The organism is Amycolatopsis sp. NPDC034160 (assembly GCF_055575355.1).
On record NZ_JBVISU010000001.1, the window covers coordinates 259,162 to 284,740 of the forward strand.

Genomic DNA, 25,579 nt, shown 5'->3' on the forward strand with positions numbered 1-25,579 from the left:
CGCCGACGGGCTTCAGTGTCCACAAGGGACACATCCTGACCTCCGTGTACGGTTCTGCGTGAGGTCGTGAGTGCCGATGAGGGTTATTCCTCAAGGAGGGACACCACTGCCCAGCGCCGAAGCCTGATGCCGCTCGCGCCGGCCCCACCCGTGCACCGATGTCAGCTGTTACCCGCTTTGCTCCATCTGGCCGCATTTGGCCGGTTTCGCTGTCCTCTTCGGATCTTCGCCGCGATGCTCTACGCGATCGCTGGGGTTAACCCGAAGAGGGGATAGTGGATGGGCAGCCCGATGCCGGGTGAAAGTGAAGTCGGCACGCCGCAGGTACCGCGCCAGCGTTCGGCGACGCCGCTCACCAGACAGGTGAGTTCCGGCCCCCGTCAGCTTCCGCCCGTGCCGGCGCATTTCACCAACCGCGCGGCCGAGCTCACGTTGCTCGAGAAGCTGCTGACCCAGGCCGACACCGACGTCGACCGGCCGGCGGTGCACCTGATCAGCGGCCAGGGCGGGATCGGGAAGACGGCGTTGGCGACCGCGTGGGGCCGCCGTCTCGGTGACCGGTTCCCGGACGGGCACCTCTGGGCGGATCTCGGCGGGTTCAGCACCAACGGCCCGCTCTCCGCGAGCGAAGCGCTCGGCCGGTTCCTTCGCGCGCTGGGTGTCCCGCCGGAAGGACTGCCCTCGGACGTCGAGGAACTCGCCGCTCTGTACCGCACGACGACCGCCGACCGGCCGTTGCTCCTGCTGCTCGACAACGCGGGGTCGACCGACCAGGTACTGCCCTTGCTGCCGGCCTGCGGGCAAAGCCTCGTGATCGTGACTTCGCGCCGCCGACTGGGCAGGCTCCAGACCGAGCATCGCGCGAAGCTGATCGAGCTGGCCCCGTTCGGCTCCGCGCACAGCGCCGAACTGCTGGGCCGCGCGGTCGGCGCCGAGCGGGTCGGCGCCGAAGCCGTCCACGCGCGTGACATCGCCGACCTGTGCGGCGGTCTGCCGATCGCGCTCACCACGATCAGCGCCAAGCTGGCCGGGCGGCCCAAGATGTCGTTGGAGAAGATCGCCACCGAGCTGGCCAAGGAATATCGTCGACTGGCCACGCTCTCGACGAAAGAGGCGCAATCGGTGGAAGCCAGCTTCAACCTGTCCTATGACGAACTCCCCTCGGACGCCGCCGCGCTGTACGCGGCACTCGGCCTGCATCCCGGTCCCGACTTCGGTGTCGGGGTCGCCGCCGCGTCGATCGACGTCCGTCCCGAGGTCGCCGACGACCTGCTCGACCAGCTCGTCGACGTCGGGCTGCTGATCGATCGCGGCGACGACCGGTACACCTTTCACGACCTCGCGCGGTTGCACGCCAAAGAGAAGACGGCGGGCAACGAGTACGACCGCGACATCGCCGTCCGCCGCATGCTCGAGTGGTACCTGTTCACGGCGTCCGAGACCGCCGTCCTGACCACGCCCGACCAGGACGGGATCCCGTACCGCTACGAGTACCGCCCCTCGACGCGGACCACGTTCGACTCCTCCGAAGAGGCACTCGCCTGGTTGGAGCTGGAACGCGAGAACCTCATCGCCGCGGTCGAGACGGCCCATGCATGGCAGCTGTGGGAACTCGGCTGGCAGCTTGCCGCCGCGATGTGGCCGCTTTTCCTGCTGCGCAAGCACTATCCGGACTTCCTGCGGGTGAGCGAGCTCGGTGTCCAGTGCGCGAAGGCTTGGGGCAACACCTCCGCGGAGGCGCTGATGCGCAACCGCAGCGGTGCCGCTTGCCGCGGTACCGGCCGCTACGACGACGCCGTCCGGCACTACCTGGCCGGACGCGACGCCGCACGGGCGGCAGGCGACCACGTCGTCGAGATCCGGTCGGTGGAAGGGCTCGGCTTGGTCGCTCTGCAGCAGGGCAGGCTCGACGACGCGATCGAGTGGTTCGCCGAGGACCTCGCGCTCAGCGAGCGGCAGGAGCGGCCGCACGACATCGGGCTGGCGCTGATCAACCTCGGCGCGACCCGCGCCAAGACCGGACGGGCCGAAGCCGCGATCGCCGACCTCGTCCGCGCTCGCGACATCCTCGACGGCGACGACTACAACGTGGCCCGCGCCCGGATCGAACTCGGCCGCGTCCTCACGGCCACCGGGGAGCTCGCGGCCGCACGGGCCGAACTCGAGCCGGCCCGCGCCACCATGGAGGCCAGTGGGTCGAGGTTCGAGGTGGCCAGGACGCTTTCGGCGTTCGGCGAGATCGCCGAGGCGGAGGGTGACCCCGCAGAAGCCCGGCGCCACTACGACCAGGCCCTGCCGATTTTCGTCGGTCTGGGACGCCCGGAGGCAGACGCTCTGCGTACGCGTTTGGAACAACTGTGACCCGAGGGCACCGATCCTTGCCCAACTACGAGGTGAACCCCGCCGCGCCGAATAACGGAGCGTAGCTGCAACTTGCACATTTGGGGGAGCACTGCGCCAAGGGAAGTGATTAGCGCGGCCGAATTAGTCACTCATTGATGGACTATTTCGGGCAAGCGACGAACGGTCATTCGCCGTCGGCGAATGCACGTGCAAGTCGGCCGTTCCGGGTAACTCACCGATAGCGGTTCCACCGGGCTCCGGTGCGTCCGTTCCGGAGATCGTCCAGCCGTTTTCGCAGCTCATCCCGCACGTCGGGATGACTGCGGAGAATCGGGAGAACACTCGTGGTGAGCTTCAGTTCGCGGATGGCCCGCAACACCGGGAAACCGGACCAGGTGGTCACGTCGAATCCGTACCGCCGCGCGAACACGCGATAGCGGGCGGGTGGATCACTGAACCGTTCGCGGCCGACGGCGAGCGGGGTCAGGTCCCATTCCGGCGGCCCGACGCACGAGGAATCGAAATCGCACAGCACCGGTCCGTCCGGTCCCGTGATCACATTCCCGGTGTGCGCGTCGCCGTGGATCAGGCCCCTCGGCAGCGGGAAGTCGAGCGTCGCGAGCGCGGCCTCGACCTCGGCGCAGCGTTCGAGCAGGAACCGCCGGTCGCCGTCGTCCAGCTCCTCCGCGTCCGAAACCCGGGCGCGAACGGCGGCGAACGGGGCCCATTCGGGGAGTCCATCGGGCGGGTCGAGGGCGTGGACCCGGCGCAGCAACGCGGCGAGGTCGGAGGATTCGGCCTTCCGGCCGGTGGGCGGCACTTTCCACCACACCGTCACGAGGTGCTCGCCGACCGGGATGGGCTGCTCGAAGCCGGGAAGCAGGCGGATGGCAGGCACTCCGTGCCGTTCGAAATGACGCGCGACCCGCACGACCGTGCCGACGCGGTGCCGCAGCCGGGTGGAACCGACGATCCGGACGACGAACGGCGCGCTCGCCAGTTCGTAGACGGCGTTGTTGGTGAACCTCAGCAGCCGGGCACCGGCGGGGTCCACGCCCAGCATTTCGCACGTCCGCCCCAGGGCATCGTGCAGTTTGCCGGGCGTGAACCGGCCGTCCAATCCGGTCGGCTCAGGCGGCGTAGAAGGAATTGAGGCGGTCGGCGAGGTCACGGGCGTCGGCGTTGTTCCGGCGGCGCTCCGCCTCGACCTGCAGCGGCCGCATCCGGTCCTTCACCCGCTCCGACTTGATGCCCTCGGCACAGTCGACGGCCTTCGAGCCCACCTTGGAGCCATGATCGAGATCGCCTTCGAGCAGGTGATTCGTGGCCAATGCGCTGAGCATGAAGGTCTTGCTGCGGGCCATGTCGTCGTCGTAGGACTCGACGGCCTTGGTCAGCGCCGGGATCGCGTACTTGGTGTGCTCGGCGTTCTTCGCGGCGAGCACCGTGTGCACGGTGCCGATCATGGCGTAGACGTCGGTCTCGGTGAAGAACTTGACCCAGGACTCGGCCTCGGCCAGATCGGCGCGGGCGAACTCGTCCTTGCTCCGGCCGAGCAGCTTCGTGGCCTGCTCCTCGTTGCCCATCATCGCGTAGGCCCACGCCTCGTTGGCGCAGAGCACGGCGACCGCCAGTTCGGAGCCCGATTCCTGGGCGGCGATCTGGCCGAGCTGGAACAGTTTCAGCGCGTCGTTGGGAGCGTCGTTGTGCAGGTAGACCCGGCCCATCCGGTACAGCACGTTGGCCACCAGCGGGTGGCTGTCGCCCTGTTTGGCCAGGTCGAGCGCGTTCGCGAAATGTCCGCGGGCGGAGTCCATGAGGCCGGTGTCGAAGGACGTCCAGCCTGCCAGGCTGTGCAGGTCGGCCAGCGCGACGTACAGGCGGTTCTTGACCGGCTCAGTGCCACTGGATTCGAGCATCTGCTGTCCCCAGGACAGCTGGGCGACCACGGCGTCGCGGCAGAAACCGCCGCCGTACTGGTAATCGAGGGACCGGAGCGCTCTGGTCGCGGCTTCCACCTGGCGGACGTCGGTCATGCCGATCCGTCCGGGAGCGGGTGTCTTCGCCGGCCCCGCGGACCAAGTACCCGATTCCGGACCGAACACCGCCGCCCCCATCGTGACCTGGGCGGCGTGCGCGAGGAACCTCCGTCGCTTCACGGACTCGTCCTCCTCCGCCTGCTGGCCGTCGGCAGCGCCGACGACCCTTATCGCTGTCGCCTCGTCGTAGGCGAGACCCATGTATCCCCGTGGGACACCAAGGCCGTCAGCGATGCGGGTGAGCACGTCGTACGCCATCACCTGGCGACCTTTGAGGATCTCGGACACCTCGGACTGCGACTGGCCGGTCATCGCGGCGATCTGGCGCTGCGAAACACCGTGCTTGCGCAACAGCCGGTACACGGAAGAGATCTCCCGGGCGGCCAGTGCGGCTCGCATCTCCGGCTGCTCCCAGGCATCCGGCGGCACGGGGTGACTCTGGCGGCCCTTGACACTCGTGTCCGAGCCGGCGACAGCGCCGCCACCGATACTGGCGTCCATTGCGCCCCCTCACAGTTCCGTTGGGGTCGAGAAACAGCGTAAGCACACCTATTCAACCGCGCGAAACACCGGAATGCCCGTCGTGATCGGTCCGGCAGAAGTCGTTTGACCGCTCACCGTGAAACCTCGTCCGGTCACCGCTATGACGGCGGTTCGACCTTCTATCGAACTCCGTTTCACATCACTGTAGTTGTCAGATCTCCGTGACCTACCGGCCACCGGCAGCGATCACAGAGAGCTACCAGTCTCCGAACCCCCACAGGTGCGGATACGCGGTTACGAAGACGACGTGGAACGAGAGAGCGGAGCAGAGCCAGTGGAGTTCGTGGACTCGATCGCAACAGGCTCCATCACCGCGGGACGGCCCGGTATGGCCACGCGCCACCTGCGTGCGACCGGCCCCGCCGGTCAGCAGGCGGTCGCCGTCGCCCCCGGTGCCAACCGTCCGGTCTCCCCGTCCGCCCCGGTCGACCCCCGTACCGCGAGCGTGCGCCGTTATGAAGGCGGACAGCTGGTCTGGCGGGTGCAGTGCGGCGATCTCATCAGCCGCGAGCGTGCCGTCACCGTGTTCGTCGAAGACAACCAGGTGGTTCTCGTGGCGCCGCCAGGAGAGACCGCGCGCCTGACGTCCGGCCAGCTCGGACAGCTCAGGGCCGCGCTCAACGAAGCCGCCAAGATGGCGGAAAGGTAACGGTGAGTTCTCCGTGGATCAGGTCCTAGGGCAAGTCCTCCGCAACGCGGTTTGGGAACGCCTCGACATGCTCTCCGATCTCGCGAACCGGGCCGACGCGCAGTCGCTCGTGTCGGTCGCCCGCTCGGAGCTCCCCCGGCTGACCGAGGGTTGGCGCGCCATGCTCCAGGCGCACGAGCCCGACGAACGCGGGGACTGCCCCACCTGCTCGACCCGCTGGCACAAGTGCAAGGCCCCCTGCTCGGTGTGGCAGGTCGCGCACGAGCACCTGGTCGCCGGCGGCCTCGCCCCCCAGCAGACCGCGGCCTCCCAGGACCACCGGCGCGAAGCCCGCCGCCGTGTTCCCGGGCAGACCAGGGTGAGTGCGGCCGAAACCACCGGCAGGCACGCGCTGGTCAACCCGCGTCGTCCCGCCATCGGCGGCGTGCACGCTTGATGAAGATGTCGGCGAGTGAACGGCGGTCCGAGCGCCCCCTCGGCAACCACGCCGCGATCTCGCCTCCGCCGGAGGCGGTTCGCGCGTACCCCCGAACGCGACGAGCCGCTCTCGGTAATCACCCCGGTCCCCACCGCGATTAATCGAAAAACATCGGCAGAACACCTAGCGAAGGTAGTAATCGGTCGCTAAGTTGATGATCACAAACGCAACGCGAGAATCCTTCGGTTCCGCGTTGCCATCCCCCGAACCCCGCGGGCCGGTGCCGTTGCACTCCCCTCCCCCGACCGGCACCGGTCCGCGGTCTCCAACTTCTCTCAGCTGACGCCCTTCACCCGCGTGACCAGCACCGCGGCGAGGACGGTGGACAGCGCCGAAGCCGCGAAGAGGCTCGGATATCCGCCCAGGTAAGCCAAAATCGGCGCGGTCAGCATCGGCGCCACCACCTGTGGCAGCGAGTTCGCGATGTTGATGACCCCGAGATCCTTCGCCCGGTCCTGTGCGGCGGGCAACACCTGCGTGAGCATCGCGAGCGCGACGGCCATGTACGCGCCGAAACCGACGCCCAGTAACGGTGACGCCACGAGCGCGGCCGCCCAGTTCTGCCAGACGACCAGCAGCAGCGCGGCCACGGCCATCACCGCGGACGCGGCGAAGACGTAAGGCTTACGCCGTCCCGACTTGTCGGAGAAATGCCCGGCGATGAGCGCGCCGACGATGAGAGCGGCGCCGTAGAGCCCCATCATGATCAGCAGTCCGGTGTCCGGATCTTCGTGGTGCACCGCGTCCTTCAAGAAGAACAAGAGGTACAGCGTCCCGAAGGCGTTGCCGAGGTTGATCATGAAGTGGCAGCCCCACGCCCAGGCGAAGTCCGGCTGCTTACGCGGGGAGATCCACAGGTTCGCGAGCACGTCCCGGGTCCGGACGGACGGCCGGAACGCGACCGGCAGCCGCGCGTCCGGCGTGCGCAGGACGAACGCTCCCGCCCCCGCCAGCACGATGGCCGCGCACACCGCGTAGCCCAGTGGCAGTCCCGCGACGTCGAGCATCACGACGACCACCACCGCGCCGAGCACGGTCCCCAGCATCTGAGCGATGCCGACCAGGCCGCCGACCTGCGCACGCTGGGGCACGGGCACCCGGTCCGCGATGGCCGAGACCAGCATCGCGAGCATCCCGTTCAGCCCGGCCTGGACGAGGCACCAGCCGAGCACCATGACCGCGATGTTCGGCGCGAACGCGAGGACGAGCAGCCCGGCCGCGGCGACCACCGCACCGGCCGCCGTCCATGGGTGACGGCGGCCGCGAACGGAACAGGTCCGGTCCGAAAGCAGGCCGACGGCGGGGTTGGCGATCAGCGCGACGAGCGCGCCGATCCCGGTGACCAGACTGAACACGGCCTCCTTGCCGGCGGCGTCCAGAATCTCGGCCTGTTTCGGCAGGAGGACCTGAATGGGCGCGTAAACGCCGAGCCAGAGCGCGATGTTCGCGAAGAACAACAGGCTCATCCAGCCCGCGCGGACCCTGGCGACCGGCTCGGCGAGCGCCTCGGGCAGCGCCCTGACCTCACTCATGGCGGATCAGTTTCCGGTACCAGCCGAAGGAATCCTTCGGTGTCCGCTGCTGCGTCTCGTAATCGATGTGCACCAGGCCGAACCGCGGCTGGTAGCCCTTCGACCATTCGAAGTTGTCCATCAGCGACCAGACGAAGTACCCGCGGACGTCGACGCCGGCGTCCATCGCTTCCCGCACCGCGACGAGGTGACTTTCGAGGAAGTCGATGCGCTCCTGGTCGTGCACGCGACCGTCTTCGGCGACGACGTCGTCGAAACTGCAGCCGTTTTCGGTGAGGTAGACGGGCGGGAGATGCTCCCGGTAGCGCTTGTGGAAGCCGACGAGCAGTTCGCGCAAGCCCTGCGGGACGATCGGCGAATCGTTGGTGGTCATGGGATAACCCTCGATCGCGCGAAGCTCGAAGGGCAGCGGATTGCCTTCACCGGGCGCGGCGACGCCCTGCGGCTCGTAGTAATTCACCCCGTAGAAGTCGAGCGGCTGCGCGATGGTGGCGAGATCTTCCGCGAAGCCCGCCGGGAGATGTGGAACGACTTGTTCGGGATAACGGCCAAGCAGCACAGGATCCGCGTACGTCCGGTTGATGAGGGCGTCGATCCATTCCCCTGCGGCCTTGTCCTCCGGTGAATCGGAGGCGGGCCAGACGGGTGAATGGTTGTTGGCCGTGCCGACGCTGCGGGCGCCGGCCGCGCGCAGGGCTTGGACGGCGAGACCGTGGGCGAGATTCTGGTAGTGCGCGGTGGGCAGGGCGTCGAGCAGGAGCGTCTTGCCGGGGGCGTACTCGCCGATCGCGTAGCCGAAGATCGACATGACCATGGGCTCGTTGAGCGGGATCCACATTTTCACCCGATCGGAGAAACGCTCGCCCACGATGGCGGCGTATTCGCCGAACCGCTCTGCGGTGTCACGGGCGAGCCAGCCACCCTTGTCCTCGAGCGCCTGCGGGAGGTCCCAGTGGAAGAGCGTCCCCGCCGGGTCGATTCCGGCGGCGCAGACCTCGTCGATGAGCTTGTCGTAGAAGGCAAGGCCTTCGGCGTTGGGCTTTCCGTCGCCGTCGGGCTGAATCCTCGGCCAGGCGAACGACATCCGGTAGGCACCGACGCCGAGGTCGGCCATCAGCGCGATGTCCTCGGAGTAGCGGTGGAAGTGATCGGCAGCTACCTTTGCGTGCTCAGCCCGCGCGATCTTTCCCTCCGTTTCGGTGAATGTGTCCCAAATGGACTGTCCTCGGCCACCCTCGCCGGTCGCCCCCTCGATCTGGAAGGCGGAGGTCGAAACACCCCACAGGAAATCGGACGGGAAGATCGATTTTTCCACCGGCTACGCACCTTTCTCCGCCAGACACGGACGAACATGAAAAGTTCTCAGATACTATGCCTTCACTCGACCGTGGGGAACCCCGTCGGCACGATAAAGTCGCAGATCAGCGAAGGAGGAGCCCGAGTGTCCGACATCCAGGCCGCGAAACCGCCGGCGGAGACGACTCCGCTCCGGCGGCAGCCCGTCCAGCAACGCAGCGCCAAGCGGGTGGAGCAGATGCTCGACGCCAGCGCCCAGCTGATCGACGAACTCGGTTACGACGCACTGACGACCACACTGATCGCGAAGCGCGCCGGGGTGGCCGTCGGGTCGCTGTACCAGTTCTTCCCCGACAAGCGGGCCGTGGTGCAGGCGCTGACGCAGCGCAATCTCGAACGGTTCGTCGCCTCGGTGTCGGAGACGTTGAACCAGCTGGCGCCCGAACACTGGTGGGACGTCGTGGACTCGATCCTCGACATCTACCTCGCCATGCACCGCGAGGTACCCGGGTTCTCGAAGGTCCACTTCGGTGACGTCGTGGACCGGCAGCTCCTGGATGAGACCCGCGACAACAACGCCGTCATCGTCGACGAGCTCACCAAGGTGCTTTCGGCGCGGATCTCGTCGCCACTGGACGACATCCGGTTCGCGCTGACGATCGCGAACGAGACGGCCGACGCGCTGCTGAAGCTGGCGTTCCGCCGTGACCCGCGCGGAGACGAGCGGATCGTGGCAGAGGCGAAGTCAGTGGTGAAGGGGTACTTGGCGAGCAAGTTCGGCGAAGCCTGAGGGGTCGCGGGCGACTCTCGCGCGGTGGCGATTCGGGTTGTTCAGGTATCGACGGGCTCGCGCGAAAGGACTCAGTCCGGCTCTTGAGCGTCCATAAAGGACACTTTCCGAGGCAAGCGTGTCCCATTTGGGCGACTTGTACGGTTTCGCGAGGGGGTCGTGAGTGTTTTGGGTCGTTCTAACCCTCATTGACACTCGCGATCCCGGAGAAACCGTACATAGAGGCATCAATCGGACAATCGACTGTCAAGAAGTGTCCCTTGTGGACACTGAAGCGCGGCCGGTGTCCACAATCAGCGCCTGCCCTGCCTCGACTTTGCCGGGACCCTGGCGCTAGACGCAAGGAAGGAAGCCATCATGTACTTCACCCGGACAAGGGCGCAGGCCACGAGTAGATACCAAGAGAGGGTTCGTTAGAACCCGAATCGCCACTCACGACCCCTGCGCCTTAACCGCCTGTCGCCCGCCGACCCCTGTCCATTATGGACTTGGAGGGCACTTTCCGGACATGGCGAAGGCCGCCCTCAGCACGAAGGCGGCCTTCGGAGCGCCGGTGGATCCCCCTGCTCCATTCGTGTCCACCGGCAACCGGATCCCATGCCCCAACAGTCACACGACTCCCACCAACCACGGTCTACACAGCCCTGACCTGGCGTTATCCAGTTGTCCACATAAGTTGTCCACACCCACCCACAGTTGTGGACAACCTCGCCCCTCACTCCCCCGGAATCCGCTCCCCGACACCCCCTCCCGATACGCTGGTGCGGGGCGCGCCCCCCAGGGATGGGTGGGGGTGGGGTCGCGCGGAATCAGCCGAAGTTTTGGTGTTCGCCTCGGTAGGTGGGGACGGTCCGGTCGACGCGGTCGCCGATGACGACGTGGTAGTGCGTGAAGCGTTCGGCGAGTTCGCCGGCTTTCGCGTGGCGCAGCCAGACGCGGTCGCCGAGCCGCAGGTGGCGGGCGGCTTCGCCCGACACGGGGGTCTGGACTTCGCCGGCGCCTTCGAAGCCGAGCAGCGAAAGGCCTTCGGGCAGGTACGGCGTCGGGAGTCGCGAAGACTCTGCCGGGCCCGAAGCGATGTAGCCGCCGGAGAAGAGCGTCGCGATCTTCGGCGCGGGGCGCCGGACCACGGGGAGTGCGAACATCGCGGCCGGTCGCGGCGAGAAGTGCGCATAGCCGTCGAAGAGGGTGGGGCCGATCAGGCCGGAGCCCGCCGCGATCTCGGTGACGGCTTCCTCGGCACCGGTCGATTCGACACTGCCACTGCCGCCGCCGTTGACGAATTCCAGCTCCGCCAGCGCCCGCACCGCCCGGACAGCGGCCGCGCGGCGCTTCGCGATTTCCACAATGGACTTTCGCTGCATCCAGCCGACGACCGCGTTCTTGGCGCCGCTGCCCGCCGCGTCGCCGAGACCGGCGATCTGACCTTCGTACGCCATCATCCCGACGAGCCGGAAACCCTTGCGGGACAGGATGGTTCGCGCCAGATCCGCGGCCTGCCGCGGGCTGAACACCGGCGAGCGCCTGGTCCCGACGTGCACGCCGGGCAGCGGCCGCCACGAAGCGTCGAGTTCGAGGCAGACCCGGATCTCGGGGTGGTCCTGTCCGAGGGCGGCGTCGACCAGGTCGAGGTGGTCCGGCGAGTCGACCATGATCGAGATCGCCGCCCGCGCACGGTCGTTCGCCGCCAGCCGCCGCAGCGCGCCGTGGTCGGCGGTCGGATACGCGACGACGATGTCCTCGGTCGTCCCCTGCTCGACGTGCCAGACGGCTTCAGCGAGCGAGTAGCACATGAGGCCCTCGAAGCCGGGCCGCGCGAGCACCCGGTCGAGCAGATACCGGCAGCGGACGGACTTGCTGACCACGCGGATCGGCTTGCCGCCCGCCCGCCGCAGGAGGTCGGCGCCGTTCGCGTCGAAAGCATCCAAGTCGACAACCGCGAACGGAGGATCCAGGTCCTTCGTCGCCAAGTCGTACACCGTCGCACTGGTCACCCGAACTAAGGTACGACAGAAGGGCTTGAAACGCGAATACTATTCACTTATTGTTTCGGCACTCGAACATTCCAGAGCAATACCCCACGGAACGGGTGGCGCATGACACGGTGGAGCAACTGGGCCGGCACCGCGACGGCGTCGCCGCTGCGCGTGCATCGACCGCGTGACACGAGCGGCATCGCCGAAGCGATCGGCCGTACGGTCGCGGACGGACGGCGCCTGCGCCCGCTGGGCAGCGGCCACTCGTTCACCGCGATCGCCGCGGCGAGTTCGGACGCGATGGACCTGACCGGCTGGACCGGGATCGCGTCGGCGGACGCCGCGAAAGGCCTGGTCACCGTCCGTTCGGGCACCACACTCAAGCAGCTCAACGCCGAACTCGACGCGCTGGGACTGGCCATGACGAACCTCGGCGACATCGACGCGCAGACCGTCGCGGGCGCGATCTCCACCGGCACCCACGGCACCGGCGCCCGGCTCGGCGGCATCGCCACGCAGATCGCCGCGCTCGAACTCGTCCTCGCGGACGGCACCGTGGTCACCTGTTCGGCGGACGAGCGGCCCGAACTGTTCGCCGCCGCGCGAGTCGGCCTCGGCGCGCTCGGCGTCATCAGCACCGTCACCTTGCAGTGTGAACCGTCGTTCCTGCTGGCCGCGCAGGAACGACCGGAACCGCTCGAACAGGTTCTCGAAGGCTTCGACCAGTTCGCCGACGAGAACGACCACTTCGAGTTCTACTGGTTTCCCTACGGCAAGAACGCACTGGTCAAACGCAACAACCGGCTCCCGGCGGGCAGCGAGCGCCGTCCGCTGACCAAGCTGAAGGAATTCGTCGACTACGAGATCACGGAGAACCTCGCGTTCGGCGGGCTGTGCCGCCTCGGCCGGGCGGTGCCGAAACTCGTGCGACCGCTCGGGGGGTTCGCCTCGAACGTCCTCTCCGCCCGCGAGTACAGCGACACGTCGCATCGTGTCTTCGTGACCCATCGCGGGGTGCGGTTCGTCGAGTCGGAGTTCGCGGTCCCGCGTGAATCGCTGCTCGACGTCTTCGCCGAACTCCGCGCGATGGTACCGAAACTGGAGAATCCGGTGGCGTTCCCGGTCGAGGTGCGGGTCGCCGCCGCGGACGACATCTGGCTCTCGACGGCGAACGGCCGCGACTCCGCCTACATCGCGATCCACCAGTTCGTCGGCATGCCCTACCGCGAGTACTTCGCCGGATTCGCCTCGATCGTCGGCGAAGTCGGCGGCCGCCCGCACTGGGGCAAGATGCACGACCTCGACGCCGCGACCCTGCGCTCGCGCTATCCGCGATTCGACGACTTCTCGCGGGTCCGCAAGGAGGTGGACCCGGCCGGGGTCTTCGCGAACACCTACCTCGACCGGGTTCTCGGCACCGTTTAGGTGGTTTCGAACAACGCGCTGACCGACTCGCCGTTGTGGATCCGCCGCATCGCCTCCGCCAGCGCGGGCGCGATCGACAGGACCCGCAGCTTCGGGCTCGTCTCTTCCGGCGGAATGGGAACCGTGTTCGTGCACACGACCTCCAGCACGTCGGGCTGGCTGCCGATCCGCTCGAGCGCTCCGCTGGAGAACAGCCCGTGCGTGCACGCGACGCGGATCGAGCGCGGCTTCAGTTCCCGCAGCTTGGTGAGCAGTTCGAGCACCGTGCTGCCCTTGGCGATCTCGTCGTCGAGGACGATCACGTCGCGGCCGGTGATCTCACCGATCACCGAGCTGATCTCCACCCTGTCGTCGGCGAAGCGCTGCTTCGCGCCGGCGGCGACCTGAACCCCGAGCAACCGCGCGAAATGCGCGGCCTCCTTGGCATTGCCGAGATCCGGCGAGACCACGGTGGTCGCGGAAAGGTCGTACTGGCGGAAATGCTTGGCCAGCTCCTGCAACGCGTGCAGGTGGTCGACCGGAACGCTGAAGAAGCCGTGCACCTGCGGCGAGTGGAGGGTCATCGCGAGGACGCGATCGGCACCCGCGGTCGCCATGAGGTCGGCGACGAGACGGCCGCCGATCGAAATCCGCGGCGCGTCCTTCTTGTCCGATCGGGCGTACGCGTAGTGGGGCATGACGACGGTGATCCGCTTCGCCGACGCGCCCCGCGCGGCGTCCAGCATCAGCAGCAGTTCGACGAGGTTCTCCTGCACCGGCCGGACCAGCGGCTGGATCAGGAAGACGTCGCGCTCGCGGCAGTTCGCCTGAAGCTGGACTTCGAGACAGTCGTTGGCGAACCGCTGCACCCGCACGGGATGCAACGGGACGCCCAGATGAGTGCAGATCTCTTCGGCGAGCTGGGGATGTGCGCTGCCGCTGAAGACCGCGATGTCCTCGCGCAAGGACCTACTCCGTTCAGTCAAAAGACGGATTACGTCCACACACTATGGTTTCACAAAGCGGAAACGGCCTGAGAGATAGCAGTATCACCCGAGATCGCGGTGAGGATACGGCCCGCCGTCGACGGATCGTCGAGCAGTGCGACGAGGATCGCGGCGACATCCTGTCGGGGAATGGGGCCGCGCTCGGTGGATTGGGCGATGAGGACCTTGCCGGTGCCTTCGTCGTTGGTGAGCTGTCCCGGTCGCAGGATCGTCCAGTCGAGATCGCGGGCGCGCAGATCGTCTTCGGCCGCTTTCTTGGCTTTGAGGTAGAGCCGGAAATCGTCCGGTACGTCCGCGGTCTCCCATTCGGCGGCGCCGATCGAACCGACCTGGATGTGCCGCCGGACACCCGCCTGTTCGGACGCCGCCGCGAAGAGTTCCGCAGCGGCCCTGTCCACAGTGTCCTTACGGGCCGTGCCGCTGCCGGGGCCCGCTCCCGCGGCGAAGACGGCAGCATCGGCACCGTCGAGCACCTTGGCTACGGCGTCCACATCGGACTTTTCCAGGTCCAGGACGACGGCTTCGGCGCCGGCCGCTTCGAGATCGGCGACGTGATCGGGATTGCGCACGATCCCCACCGCCTGATCACCGCGCGCCGAGAGGAGTTTCTCCAGCTTCAGCGCGATCTGTCCGTGTCCACCCGCAATGACGACTCGCATGGAACCGACAGTAGTGGGTTCAGTCCACTTCGGCAGGGAGCTCGGTGGCGCGCAGCAGCTGGTCGTAGACGATCTCGTTGACCAGGCGCGAAACCGGGTCCTCGTCCAGGATCATGCGCTCGTTGTGGCCCTCGAGGTCGAGGTCGGTGACCGCGTTGGGGTCGGCGCTGACGATGGCGAGCCCGTAGGCGCGGGCACGCGGCAGGCAGTTGCCGACGTAGTCCTCGGTCAGTACGGCTGGCGATGGGAGCACCATCGCGGCCTCGCCGTAGCGTGCGAACGGGACCGCGGAGGCCATCGCGGTGCGCCAGTGCCGGGCGACCGCGAGGACGCCGATGATCTCGGCGGCCGGCGCGGGTGCGGTCGCGGCCAGCTCTGGCCATGTCCAGGTGTCGACGGTGGCGCGATCGACGACGGGACCCATGCCCATCGCGATGCGCTCCGCGTGCACGTCGGTGCGGAGCCGGGCGACCACGCAGATCTTGCGGCCGAGCACGGTGGTCTCCGGCAAGACGATGCCGTTCCAGCCGAGCAGGGCCGCCGCCTTGCGCGAAAGCTCCTCGACGCTCGCGGGCAGTTCGATCGGCGGCACCACCCGGCTCGGCAGTGACCGGCTGCGCTTCGCGCCACCGGCGACCGTCGAGCTCTCCATGTTCGGTGTAGCCGCCACGTTCCGCCTCCTTCGAACCTGGTTTCCCTAAGGCTCTTCATCCCCGTGCCACCTCGGTGGAAGCGGCACATGAACTGTCTAACAGGGCCGGAAGGCGGCGGCGCCGGACAACGGGAGTGGCTGCGATCGGCGGCGCCTTGCGATCGGTGACCGGTCGGTGGGCGGTCATCGGACTTCAGTCCGACCGTGCCGCCAACCGAGTGAGAGCGAGGTAAGTGGTGTTACCCGGCGTCTCCGAACGGTCACAGCACGGACGGGCCGCTACCGAACACAGCCGCGGCAACGGAAGTAGTGCGCTAGTCCATTCAGCCCAGTGAATAGTCATTCCACTGTGGACTTCGCAGGTCAGGCTCAAGAGACCGTCGCGGTCCTGAGGAGCTCTTCGACGCCGGGGGTCTGCCACTCGTCCATGACGACGATCTGCTTCTCCGCAAGGAACCAGATCCGTTGGGTCACCTTCGTCTCGCCGTTCCCCCCGCTCTGTCCACGAGGAACACAGTTGACGATCCACTCCTCGTAGGTCGCCGTCGCGGCCCCGATCGGTGCGGTGGCGGAAACCGTGGGCACGGCGTCACCCTCTTGGCGGAGGTCCTTGCGGCCGGCGGCGTTGCAGGCACGGCCTCCGGCGCTGCGGCGGTAGAACCCGCCCGGCCGGTACGACGGCTGCTCCGCCGACTCCTGCGTGTTGTCGGTGACCAGGAAGTACCGGCAGTTGAAGTACTTCTTCGGGTCCGGGCAGCTCGCGTCGACGATGACCTTCTCGAGGCCCTGGGTCTGCACCGACCAGCCCGGCGGCAGGTGCAGGGTCAGCGCGCCGACGGAGACATCGGTGAGTCCCTGGGCGGGTGGCGCGGACGACGTCGCCTTCATCGGCTTCCCGCCGGTCACGCCCGCCACGAGCTCCGGGTTCAGGAGATCGGCCACCTTGTCGTAGGGCAGCGAGTAGTCCTGGACGGCGCAGGCGGTGGAGAAACCGAGATCGGTCATGTTGACGGTGATCTCGACGGCCGTCGGTGTGAAGGCGAGCCACGCCTTCCGCTCGTCGGTGAGATCCACCGTCTTGAGCGGCCGGTACGGGAACGTGGTGCTGACGGGTCCGCACTGCTCCTTGTCCGGCCAGATGCGTTCGGTGAGAGCCAGCAGTCCGTCGTCGGTGAACTTCCCGGGGGCGAACAGCTCCGCGGGGGTGAGCGCCTTGCCTTCCTTCAGGTCGATCGTCACCGTGGCCCGGCCGTAACTCCAGGTCGGATGCGGTTTGTTCGCGAGATCGTGCGAGTAGCGGACCGAGAGGTACCGCTCGTTCTGCGAGCGCACGTCGGCCTTCGTGAGGAGCGTGTACGGACCGCGCTCCGGCTCCAGATTGGCGGCGCCGGGACCGGTTTTGCGGTTCCATTCGTCGATCGGCGCCGCCAAGGCGTCGTTGACTCGCTTCAACCAGGCCTGGTCGGTGCTCCCGGTCACCTCCGGGTAGTCGCCTGTGTAGGCGATGTTCGTCCCGGGGACCGTCCCGGTCTTGGTCTTCATGGCGACCTTCAGCGCGACGGCCTGCTGGGTGGTCGGCGGCGAGGGCGGCGGGGTGCTCGCGTCGGAGAAGACGACCACTCCGCCGACCACCGCCGCGGTCGCGGCGACGACGCCGACGGCGATCTTCAGCCCGGCCGCGATCCCGCCGGTCGACGCGGCCACCGCGCCCGTTCCGGTGGCGGCGACGCCGGGCGCGGCCGCCGTCCCGGCGCCGAGCAGGACCAGTGGTGTCGCCGCGGCGAGGACGCCAGTCGCCTTCGCCAGCCGTGACCAGCCCTTGCGCTCCCAGTCGTCGCCGTAACCCGCGCGGGCGACGCGTTCCAGTTCGTCGACGAAGGTGAGCGCGTCGACCGGCCGTTTCGAGGGATCCTTCGCCATCCCCAGCGCGATGATCTCGTGCACCTGGTCGGGGGCCTCACCGAACGGGATGGGCGCGTGCTGGTGCAGCGTCCGGAGTATCTCGGTTTCCTCGGCCTGGTACGGCCGGTGCCCGGCGACGCATTGGAAGAACACGCAGGTCGCGGCGTAGACGTCGGTGGCGGGAGTGGCCTTGCCGCCTGCCCACTGTTCGGGCGCCATGTACGCGGGGGTGCCGACGGACGGGCCCTGTTCACCCGCCAGGACGGCCGTGCCGAAGTCGACCAGCTTGCTTTCGCCGGTGTCGGCGACGAGGACGTTGCCCGGTTTGTAGTCCCGGTGGACGACGTTGACGGAGTGCGCCGCGGCCAGGCCGAGCAGCGAACCCTTCAGCACCGCGAGCGCGGCTTCGGGTTCGAGAGCGCCTTCGGCCCGAAGCACGGAAAGCAGGGAGACGCCGTTGATCGCCTCCATCACGATCGCCGCGCCCTGCGGCGTCTCGAAGAACTCGTACAGGCGGACGACGTGCGGGCTCGTCACCCGGTGCAGCGCCACCGCCTCCTGCCGGAACGCGGTCAGGTAGGCGGGGTCGGCGGCGAAGCGGGAGAAGAGGTACTTGATCGCGACGACATGGCCCGTGTTGTCCTGGCGGGCCAGGACAACACGGCCGAAAGTGCCCGTGCCCAGCTGCTCCAGCTCGGTGAAGCCGGGCAGTCTCCACTCGTCACTTAGTTCCACCGTGCCTCTTCCAGAATCTTGTCGAGGCCTGGAGTGTTCCACTCGTCGACGATCACGAGCTGCGTTTTCGGCAGGAACCAGACCCGCTGGGTGACAGAACCGCCGCCAGAGCACGTGAGCCGCCACTCCTCGTACGCGGCTTTCTTCGTCCCGACCGGCCGCAGCTCCTTCTTCTGCAAGACGGGTGACCCCTGCGATTCGCCAGGCGCCCCGATCGAATGACACGGACGCGGGCCATAGGACCTGTTGTACGGCTTGCCCGGTTCATACGCCGGAGTGGCCGGTTCGACCCGTGAGTTGTCGCTGAAGACGACGCCCGCGCAGTGGAACGGCTGCATGCCGGTGTTCGAGCACTGGTCGGCGGTCACCAGGTAGCGCTCGATGGGAGCGTTGGACAGCAGCCACCATTTCTCCGGCGTGGTGATGGTGAAGGGGCCGACGTTGTCCTCTTTGGTCCGCTTGCCCTGCGTGCCACCGCCGGTGAGGCCGAGCAGTTTTGTGACGGTCGGGCTCATCAGGCCGGACAGGCGGGCGTAGTCGACGGTGACCTCCGTCGGATCGCAGGCGCGCGGGAAGCCGAGCGCGGAACCGTAGACGAAGAACCGCATGCCGTTCGCGGTCGGCGCCGCCTGCACGATGGAGTCGTAGTCGAAGGTGTAGCGCGCCGACATCGCGTCCACCGGAAGGTGCTCGACGTCGTTCCGCGCCCCGGTGAGGCAGTCACCCGGCTTCGCGGCCTCCAGGATCTGGTCTTCCACCATCCGCATCCGCGCGGCGGTGCCGTCGACGTTGTCGAACAGGTGCGCGGTGGAGACCTGTTCGCCCTTCGTCAGGTCGATGACGATCGGGCGGATGCTGAACCCGCCGTGGTTGCCGAACTGGATGGAGTCGATCGAGCGTTTGTAGACGACCGAGAGCAGTTTGTCGTCTCTGCGCAGGATCTCGGCCTCGGTCTTCATGTGCGGGATGTCGCCGTCGGGTTCGCGCTGCGGCTGGTAACTGTCCGGCCAGAAGTTCTCGAGCCAGCCGTCGATGGGTGCCATCAGCGCCTTGTTGACCCGCTCCTCGGCGGCCTTGTCCTTCAACCCGCTGATCCGGACGTACTTGCCGTTGTAGTCGTAGCCGTTGAGCTTCTCGGTGCGCGTGAGCAGGTCGACCTGCATCGCGGCCACCGTCGTCGTCCGCGGCGGTGTCTCGTCGCCGTTGGCGTTCACCACCACGACCGTGCCGACGGCGGCCGCGGTGACGGCGGCGAGCGCGGCGGTCACCTTGAGCCCGAGCGCGATCCCGCCGCCGGTGGTCGCCGCGACCCCGCCCGCCGCGCCGCCCGCGACGACCGGTGCGGCGGCGGTCCCGGCCCCGAGCAGGGCCAGCGGGGACAGGGCGACCAGGACACCGGCGCCCTTGGCGAGCCAGTGCCAGCCGTTGCGCTCCCAGTCGTCGCCGTACGCCTTCCGCGCGGACGTCTCCAGTTCGGTGACGAACTCGGCGGCACCCGACGGCCGCTGGGCGACGTCCTTCGCCATCCCGCGCGCGATGAGGTCGCGTACCGGCGCAGGGACCTCGCCGAACGGGATCGGCGCGTATTCGTGCAGGGTGCGCAGCACTTCGGTCTGTTCGGCCTCGTACGGCCGGTGCCCGGCGACGCACTGGAAGAACACGCAGGTCGCGGCGTAGACGTCGGTGGCGGGGGTGGCGACCCCGCCTGCCCACTGCTCGGGCGCCATGTACGCGGGGGTGCCCGCGGCGACACCGGTCTGCCCGGCGAGTACGGCGATGCCGAAGTCGACGAGTTTGCTTTGCCCCTCACGGGTGACCAGGACGTTGGCCGGTTTGTAATCGCGGTGGACGGTGCCCGCGGCGTGCGCGCCGGCGAGGCCGAGCAGCGAGCCCTTGAGGATGGCCAGCGCGGCTTCGGGTTCGAGCTTCTCCTCGCGGCCGAGGATCTCTTTCAAGGAGATCCCGTGCACCGCTTCCATGATGATGGCGGCACCTTGCGGGGTTTCCACGAACTGGTGCAGACGGGCGATGTGCGGCCCCGAAACGCGACTCAGGATTTGCGCCTCATGGCGGAATTCGGCCAGCCTCTGCGGGTCCGCCGCGAACCTCGCGTACAGGTATTTGATGGCCACGACCTGGGCGGATTCATCGTGCCGCGCCAGCACGACTCGACCGAAACCGCCTTCGCCGAGCGACCCCATCTCGGTGAAACCCGGCAAGGTCCAGTCGTCCACAGAATCCTCCGCGCTGCCCGATCGTGTCCCCTTGGAGGTGAGCTGCGCCGCAGCGGTTCCCCGGGTTCCGGGTTTAGGGTTACTCGTCGGTCACTTGGCCCGTTGCGATGGAGGAACGATGCGTTCGCCGAAGGATTTCTTCGCCCCGCTCGCGGTGGGGGCGCCGGAACCGCTCCGCCAGATCCCCGTGCCTCCTTCGCGGATGATCCACTTCTTCGACCCCAGCAACGAGAAGATGGCCGCCAAGGTCCCGGACATCGCCAAGAAGGTCGACGTCCTGCTCGGGAATCTAGAGGACGCGGTGCGCGCCGACCGCAAGGAGGCCGCGCGGAACGGGCTCGTCTCCATCGCGAAGTCGACCGACTTCGGCAAGACGCAGCTGTGGACCCGCGTCAACAGCCTCGACTCGCCTTGGGTGCTCGACGACCTGATCACCCTGGTCACCGAGATCGGCGACAAGCTCGACGTCATCATGGTGCCGAAGGTCGAAGGCGCACAGGACATCCACTACGTCGACAGGCTGCTCGCGCAGCTCGAAGCGCGGGCCGGGCTCACGAAACCGCTGCTGGTGCACGCGATCCTGGAGACCGCCAGCGGCGTCGCGAACGTCGAGGAGATCGCCGGCGCGAGCCCCCGCATGCAGGGCATCTCCCTCGGTCCGGCCGACCTCGCCGCGAGCCGCCGGATGAAAACCACCCGGGTGGGTGGCGGACACCCCGGCTACCTCGTGCGGACGGACCCGACCGGCGAAGACCTGAACGAGGGACGCACGACGTATCAGCAGGACCTCTGGCACTACACCGTCGCGCGGATGGTCGACGCCTGCGCGGCGAACGGGATCCTGCCGTACTACGGGCCGTTCGGCGACATCCGCGACGTCGTGGCCTGCGAAGACCAGTTCCGCAACGCGTTCCTGCTCGGCTGTGTCGGCGCGTGGAGCCTGCACCCGGTGCAGATCGACATCGCCAAGAAGGTGTTCTCGCCGTCCCCCGAGGACGTCGCCTGGGCGCGGCGCGTGATCGCCGCCATGGGTGACGGCACCGGTGCCGTGATGATCGACGGGAAGATGCAGGACGACGCGTCGGTGAAGCAGTGCCGCGTGGTCGCCGAACTCGCCGACGCGCTGGCCGCCGACGACCCCGAACTCGCCGCCGCCTACGACGCGGCCACCAAGGAGGCCCTCTCATGACTTCCGCGGCTTTGAAGCCCCGCCGCTCGGTGCTGTACATGCCGGGCGCGAACGAAAGAGCGCTGGAAAAGGCCAAGACGCTGGACGCGGACGGGCTCATCCTCGACCTCGAAGACGCCGTCGCGCCCGACGCGAAGGAAGCCGCACGTGAACGCGTTTGCGCGGCCGCGTCGTCGAAGGAGTATGGCTCACGCGAAGTGACCATCCGCGTGAACGGCCTCGACACCGAGTGGCACGACGCGGACCTCCGGGCCGCCGCGCAGGCCGGTCCGGCCGCGATCGTGGTGCCGAAGGTGAATTCCGCCGCCGAAGTGCACAACATCGAGCGCGCGCTGGAACTCGGCGGCGCACCCGACCACACGAAGATCTGGGCGATGGTGGAGACGCCGGTCGCGATGCTGCACGCCGAGGAGATCGCGGCGGCGTCCGAACGGCTGACCGTGCTGGTCATGGGCACGAACGACCTGGCGAAGGAACTGCACGCCGAGTTCGTCCCCGGCCGCGCGCCGCTGCTCGGCGGGCTTTCGCTGGCGCTGCTGGCCGCGCGCGCGACCGGCAAGGCGATCCTCGACGGCGTCTACAACGACGTGAAGGACCTCGAAGGTTTCGAGGCCGAATGCCTTCAGGGGCGCCAGTTCGGCTTCGACGGCAAGACACTGATCCACCCTTCGCAGTTGGAGCCGTGCAACCGGATCTTCGCGCCGTCGAAGGAGGAGATCGAGCGATCGCGGAAGATCATCTCGGCGTTCGAAGAGGCTCAGGCGGCCGGGCAGGGCGTCGTGACCGTGAACGGGCGGATGATCGAGAACCTGCACGTGGACAACGCGCGGCGGATCCTGGCGCTCGCCGACGCGATCGGCGGCTGACGCAACCGAGTATCGATACGGCCTAGAGTAGGCGCGTGGCTGATCAACGACGGTTGACGTCGATCGAGATCGAGGGGTTCACCTCGATCCGTTCGGCGCGCGTCGAACTAGGCGCGATGAACGTGCTCATCGGTGCGAACGGCGCGGGCAAGAGCAACTTCGTCCAGGCGTTCGAGCTGTTGGGCAGGATCAGCGAAGATCTGCTGAACTTGTTCGTGGGACGCAACGGCGGCGCGTCGGCGCTGATCAACGACGCCGCGGACACCATGCGGATCAGCCTCAAACTGGATGCGCCGCCCAACAGCTACCAAGCCCATCTGGCGGCGGCACCCGGCGAAGAACTGATCTTCGACGAAGAAGTGATTTCGTATCACGGGGCTGGCCACGAGCAGCCGTGGTCGAAATCGATCGGACGTGGACACCGGGAAAGCCGCCTCAACGACGTCGTTGAAGAGCGCGGGGCGAACTCGGTGGCTTCGCACATCACCGAGCTGCTCAAAGGGTGCCGCGTCTATCACTTCCACGACACAAGCGCTGACGCGCCGGTGAAGCGGCTGACTCCGACCGCGGACGATCTCGCGCTGCGAGCGGACGCGGCGAACATCGCCGCGGTTCTGCTGCGGCTCCGCGACAGCGAAGATCCGGCGGACAAGGCCGCATACCGCCGGATCATCGGCGCGATCCGGTTGGTCGCCCCGTTCTTCCGCGACTTCGTCCTGCAACCCGACAGCACCGACCGCATTCTGCTTCGCTGGCATCGGCAGGGTTCGGAGACGATCTTCTCGGCGAACCAAATGTCCGACGGAACACTTCGTTTCGTTTGCCTGGCAACCCTGTTGCTGCAACCGGAGCTTCCGGCACTCGTCGTACTCGACGAGCCGGAACTCGGCCTCCACCCGTTCGCCATCGTCCAACTGGCGGACATGCTGCGATCGGCATCCACTCGCAGTCAGGTCCTGATCGCGACCCAATCGGTGACGCTGATGAACCAGTTCTCCGCGGAAGACCTGATCGTCGTCGAACAACGAGAGGGCAACTCGTCCTTCGCCCGGCCTAACAAGGCGGCTTTGGAGAATTGGCTCGACGAATACTCGCTCGGTGAGCTCTGGGAGAAGAACCTCCTCGGGGGCCAGCCGGGATCGTTGGGCAGCGTTCTCGATGCCTGACCAAAAGCGTCTGCACTTGTTGGTGGAGGGGCAGACGGAGGCGACCGTCGTCCGCGATGTGCTCTCTGGCCACCTACAGCGCCAAGGCTGGCTCGTCACCTACTCGACCGTCCGCACGCAGACATCGTCCAAGACCTATCGAGGTGGCGTCTCGTCGTGGCCGAAGCTACGACGAGAACTCAAGGAACTACTCGCCAGCACACATCTCACCACACTCACGACACTGTTCGACTACTACGGTTTTCCCTCTGACGCTCCGGGAATGGCCACTCGACCGGCGGGAACCGCCACCGCCAAGGTCGAGCACGTCGAAAAGGCGATGAGGGCCGAGATCGGTGATCACCGATTCGTCCCCCATCTCGTGCAGCACGAGCTGGAGTCGTGGGTTTTCGCCGCGGGGGAACAGCTCGCCGAACTTCGCGACGACCCGACGGTGGTCGAGCGGATCAATCGAGATTGCGCGGAATCCGGCGGGCCCGAACTGGTCAACGACGATCCGAAGAACGCACCCTCGAAACGCCTCGCCAGGTACTGCCCTGGCTACACGAAGACGCTCGAAGGTCCGCTGGCGATCGCCGACCTGGGCATCGAAGGCCTCCAAGCCCGGTGCCCGCACTTCGCCGCGTGGCTGGTCAAGCTCGAATCCATGGCGTGACGCATTTCGTCCTCTGGATGCGGTCGTTGCGTGGGCAAGGACCGCATTTAGAGGACGAAACGCGGGGCAGGCGTGGGTCAGGGCCAGGGGCGGGGTGTGGGGCGAAGGGTTTCGTAGGCGGCAGCAGCGCGAAGGACGTCGAGGTCGGCGAAGCGGCGGCCGCTGATCTGGAGGCCGATGGGCTGGTCGTCGCTGGTGTAGCCGCAGTTGATCGAGACCGCCGGCTGGCCGGACATGTTGTACGGCACGGTGAACGCGATGTGCTCGAAAGGCCGCCGAGGGTCGTTGGTCGGTGACGGCCACTCCGCCGGCGGGGCCGAGACCGGGCAGGTCGGCGACAGGACGACGTCGAAGCGTTCGGTGGCGCGCAGGGTCGCGACGGCGATGGCGTCGATCTGCGCGAAGCCGCGGTAGGCGTCGACGCCGCTGACGTCGGCGCCGCCGGCGGCCCAGTCGGCGATGTACGGCAGCACCTTGGCGCGGCGCTCCTCGGGCAGCTCCGACATGTCCGACCAGGCACGGACGCGCCAGAAGGTGTCGAGCCCGTCGAGCATTTCGCGGCGCAGGAACGGCGAAACCTCCTCCACCACGGCACCCGCGCTCTCGAACAGCCGCGCGGCTTCGGTGACGGCGGTGGTCGTCTCCGGCAGGACCGGGAGGCCGACGCCCGGGTCGAGGTGCAGCCCGATCCGCAGCCCCTTGACCTCGCAGGACAACGCGGTCCAGTCGAGCGGCGCAGGTGGCAGCGAAAGGTGGTCACGACCGTCCACACCGGACAGAACGCTCATCAGCAGCGCGGTGTCGGCCACGGTCCGCGTCATCGGCCCGGCGACGCGGCCGAGGAACGGCGGATCCACCGGCACCCGGCCGAAACTCGGTTTCAGGCCCACGAGACCACACCATCCGGCGGGCAACCGGATCGAGCCGCCGATGTCGGTGCCGACATGCAGTGGGCCGTAACCGGCGGCGGCCGCCGAACCCGCTCCGGCGCTGGAACCGCCGGGCGTACGTGCGAGGTCCCAGGGATTCCGCGACGCGGTGTGGAAACTCGACAGGCCGGACGTCAGCATCCCGTAGTCCGGCATGGTCGTCTTGCCCAGCAGGACACCGCCGGACTCGCGCACGCGGGCGGCCGCCGGGGCGTCTCGAAACGCCGGCGTCACTTCAGAAGCGGCCGTGCCGAGCGGGACCGGCGTACCGCGGGTCGCGATGTTTTCCTTGAGCGTCAAGGGAACGCCGTCGATCGGCCCGAGCTGTTCCCCGGCGTGCCAGCGGCTCTCGGACGCCTTCGCGTCTTCTCGCGCGGCACCCGGGTCGTACGCGTACAGCGCGTGCAGCTCGGGTTCACGCGCCTCGACTCGCGCGAGGACCGCTTCGGTCACCTCGACCGGCGAAAGCGTCCCGGCGCGGTACTGGGCGACCAATTCGACAGCGGTCAGGTCAGGCAACTCCGGCACAGCGGGC

The 25,579-nt window shown here is 67.7% G+C and carries 20 protein-coding genes; 9 read left to right on the forward strand and 11 right to left on the reverse strand.

Features of this window, described 5'->3' with window-relative positions:
* The first annotated feature begins 279 nt into the window (after positions 1–279).
* Complete coding sequence (locus ACZ54P_RS01295; protein ID WP_465459578.1) at positions 280–2,361, forward strand: ATP-binding protein; 2,082 nt, start codon at positions 280–282, stop codon at positions 2,359–2,361.
* Between the two features lie 214 nt (positions 2,362–2,575).
* On the opposite strand, the gene ACZ54P_RS01300 is transcribed toward ACZ54P_RS01295, so the two are convergent.
* On the reverse strand, positions 2,576–3,463 hold the full coding sequence (locus ACZ54P_RS01300; RefSeq protein WP_465459579.1) for a phosphotransferase enzyme family protein: 888 nt from the start codon (positions 3,461–3,463) through the stop codon (positions 2,576–2,578).
* A gap of 10 nt (positions 3,464–3,473) precedes the next feature.
* Positions 3,474–4,883 carry a helix-turn-helix domain-containing protein gene (locus ACZ54P_RS01305; RefSeq protein WP_465459580.1) on the reverse strand — a complete coding sequence of 470 codons (1,410 nt, stop codon included), beginning with the start codon at positions 4,881–4,883 and terminating at the stop codon, positions 3,474–3,476.
* 316 nt (positions 4,884–5,199) lie between these two features.
* Between ACZ54P_RS01305 and ACZ54P_RS01310 the strand changes: the two genes are divergently transcribed.
* On the forward strand, positions 5,200–5,574 hold the full coding sequence (locus ACZ54P_RS01310; RefSeq protein ID WP_465460200.1) for a hypothetical protein: 375 nt from the start codon (positions 5,200–5,202) through the stop codon (positions 5,572–5,574).
* Positions 5,575–5,587: 13 nt separating this feature from the next.
* On the forward strand, positions 5,588–6,010 hold the full coding sequence (locus tag ACZ54P_RS01315; protein ID WP_465459581.1) for a hypothetical protein: 423 nt from the start codon (positions 5,588–5,590) through the stop codon (positions 6,008–6,010).
* Positions 6,011–6,327: 317 nt separating this feature from the next.
* On the opposite strand, the gene ACZ54P_RS01320 is transcribed toward ACZ54P_RS01315, so the two are convergent.
* Together ACZ54P_RS01320 and ACZ54P_RS01325 are read right to left on the reverse strand one after the other, a co-directional pair.
* Positions 6,328–7,584 (reverse strand): MFS transporter, encoded by a 1,257-nt coding sequence (locus ACZ54P_RS01320; RefSeq protein WP_465459582.1) that lies wholly within the window; start codon positions 7,582–7,584, stop codon positions 6,328–6,330.
* Positions 7,577–8,899, reverse strand: coding sequence for a GH1 family beta-glucosidase (locus ACZ54P_RS01325; RefSeq protein ID WP_465459583.1), 1,323 nt, complete (start codon positions 8,897–8,899; stop codon positions 7,577–7,579). The genes ACZ54P_RS01320 and ACZ54P_RS01325 overlap by 8 nt, the downstream gene beginning before the upstream one ends.
* Positions 8,900–9,025: 126 nt before the next feature.
* Between ACZ54P_RS01325 and ACZ54P_RS01330 the strand changes: the two genes are divergently transcribed.
* On the forward strand, positions 9,026–9,670 hold the full coding sequence (locus ACZ54P_RS01330; protein WP_465459584.1) for a TetR family transcriptional regulator: 645 nt from the start codon (positions 9,026–9,028) through the stop codon (positions 9,668–9,670).
* Between the two features lie 809 nt (positions 9,671–10,479).
* On the opposite strand, the gene ACZ54P_RS01335 is transcribed toward ACZ54P_RS01330, so the two are convergent.
* Positions 10,480–11,664: an amino acid deaminase/aldolase gene (locus tag ACZ54P_RS01335; protein ID WP_465459585.1), complete on the reverse strand. Its 1,185-nt coding sequence runs from the start codon at positions 11,662–11,664 to the stop codon at positions 10,480–10,482.
* A 102-nt stretch (positions 11,665–11,766) separates the two neighbouring features.
* Between ACZ54P_RS01335 and ACZ54P_RS01340 the strand changes: the two genes are divergently transcribed.
* Entirely contained in the window at positions 11,767–13,071 is a 1,305-nt protein-coding gene (locus tag ACZ54P_RS01340; RefSeq protein WP_465459586.1) for a D-arabinono-1,4-lactone oxidase, read from the forward strand.
* Here ACZ54P_RS01340 and ACZ54P_RS01345 read toward each other — a convergent pair.
* The 5 genes from ACZ54P_RS01345 to ACZ54P_RS01365 all read right to left on the reverse strand — a co-directional run bounded on the left by ACZ54P_RS01345 (position 13,068) and on the right by ACZ54P_RS01365 (position 20,239).
* Positions 13,068–14,015 carry a ribose-phosphate diphosphokinase gene (locus ACZ54P_RS01345; protein ID WP_465459587.1) on the reverse strand — a complete coding sequence of 316 codons (948 nt, stop codon included), beginning with the start codon at positions 14,013–14,015 and terminating at the stop codon, positions 13,068–13,070. The two genes, ACZ54P_RS01340 and ACZ54P_RS01345, sit on opposite strands and share 4 nt — an antisense overlap.
* Before the next feature lie 50 nt (positions 14,016–14,065).
* A complete protein-coding gene (locus tag ACZ54P_RS01350) occupies positions 14,066–14,716 on the reverse strand; it encodes an NAD(P)H-binding protein (RefSeq protein WP_465459588.1) in 651 nt (216 codons plus the stop codon).
* 19 nt (positions 14,717–14,735) lie between these two features.
* Positions 14,736–15,386, reverse strand: a complete 651-nt coding sequence (locus tag ACZ54P_RS01355; protein WP_465459589.1) for a hypothetical protein — start codon at positions 15,384–15,386, stop codon at positions 14,736–14,738.
* Positions 15,387–15,737: 351 nt separating this feature from the next.
* Positions 15,738–18,005, reverse strand: coding sequence for a serine/threonine-protein kinase (locus ACZ54P_RS01360; RefSeq protein ID WP_465459590.1), 2,268 nt, complete (start codon positions 18,003–18,005; stop codon positions 15,738–15,740).
* On the reverse strand, positions 17,996–20,239 hold the full coding sequence (locus tag ACZ54P_RS01365; RefSeq protein ID WP_465459591.1) for a protein kinase domain-containing protein: 2,244 nt from the start codon (positions 20,237–20,239) through the stop codon (positions 17,996–17,998). Before ACZ54P_RS01365 ends, ACZ54P_RS01360 begins: the two co-directional genes overlap by 10 nt.
* Positions 20,240–20,357: 118 nt before the next feature.
* Here ACZ54P_RS01365 and ACZ54P_RS01370 point away from each other — a divergent pair, with 118 nt between their 5' ends.
* Genes ACZ54P_RS01370 through ACZ54P_RS01385 form a run of 4 tightly spaced genes read left to right on the forward strand, consistent with a single transcriptional unit; the run spans position 20,358 to position 24,115 of the window.
* Entirely contained in the window at positions 20,358–21,428 is a 1,071-nt protein-coding gene (locus ACZ54P_RS01370; RefSeq protein ID WP_465459592.1) for an HpcH/HpaI aldolase/citrate lyase family protein, read from the forward strand.
* Positions 21,429–21,439: 11 nt separating this feature from the next.
* A complete protein-coding gene (locus ACZ54P_RS01375; RefSeq protein ID WP_465460201.1) occupies positions 21,440–22,294 on the forward strand; it encodes an HpcH/HpaI aldolase/citrate lyase family protein in 855 nt (284 codons plus the stop codon).
* Between the two features lie 35 nt (positions 22,295–22,329).
* The gene (locus ACZ54P_RS01380; protein WP_465459593.1) at positions 22,330–23,460 is read left to right on the forward strand and encodes an AAA family ATPase; all 1,131 of its coding nucleotides are present in this window, start codon (positions 22,330–22,332) and stop codon (positions 23,458–23,460) included.
* Positions 23,453–24,115 carry a DUF4276 family protein gene (locus ACZ54P_RS01385; protein ID WP_465459594.1) on the forward strand — a complete coding sequence of 221 codons (663 nt, stop codon included), beginning with the start codon at positions 23,453–23,455 and terminating at the stop codon, positions 24,113–24,115. Before ACZ54P_RS01380 ends, ACZ54P_RS01385 begins: the two co-directional genes overlap by 8 nt.
* A gap of 77 nt (positions 24,116–24,192) precedes the next feature.
* Here the strand turns inward: ACZ54P_RS01385 and ACZ54P_RS01390 are convergent, their stop codons facing one another.
* On the reverse strand, positions 24,193–25,572 hold the full coding sequence (locus tag ACZ54P_RS01390) for an amidase (protein WP_465459595.1): 1,380 nt from the start codon (positions 25,570–25,572) through the stop codon (positions 24,193–24,195).
* Positions 25,573–25,579: the final 7 nt, after the last annotated feature.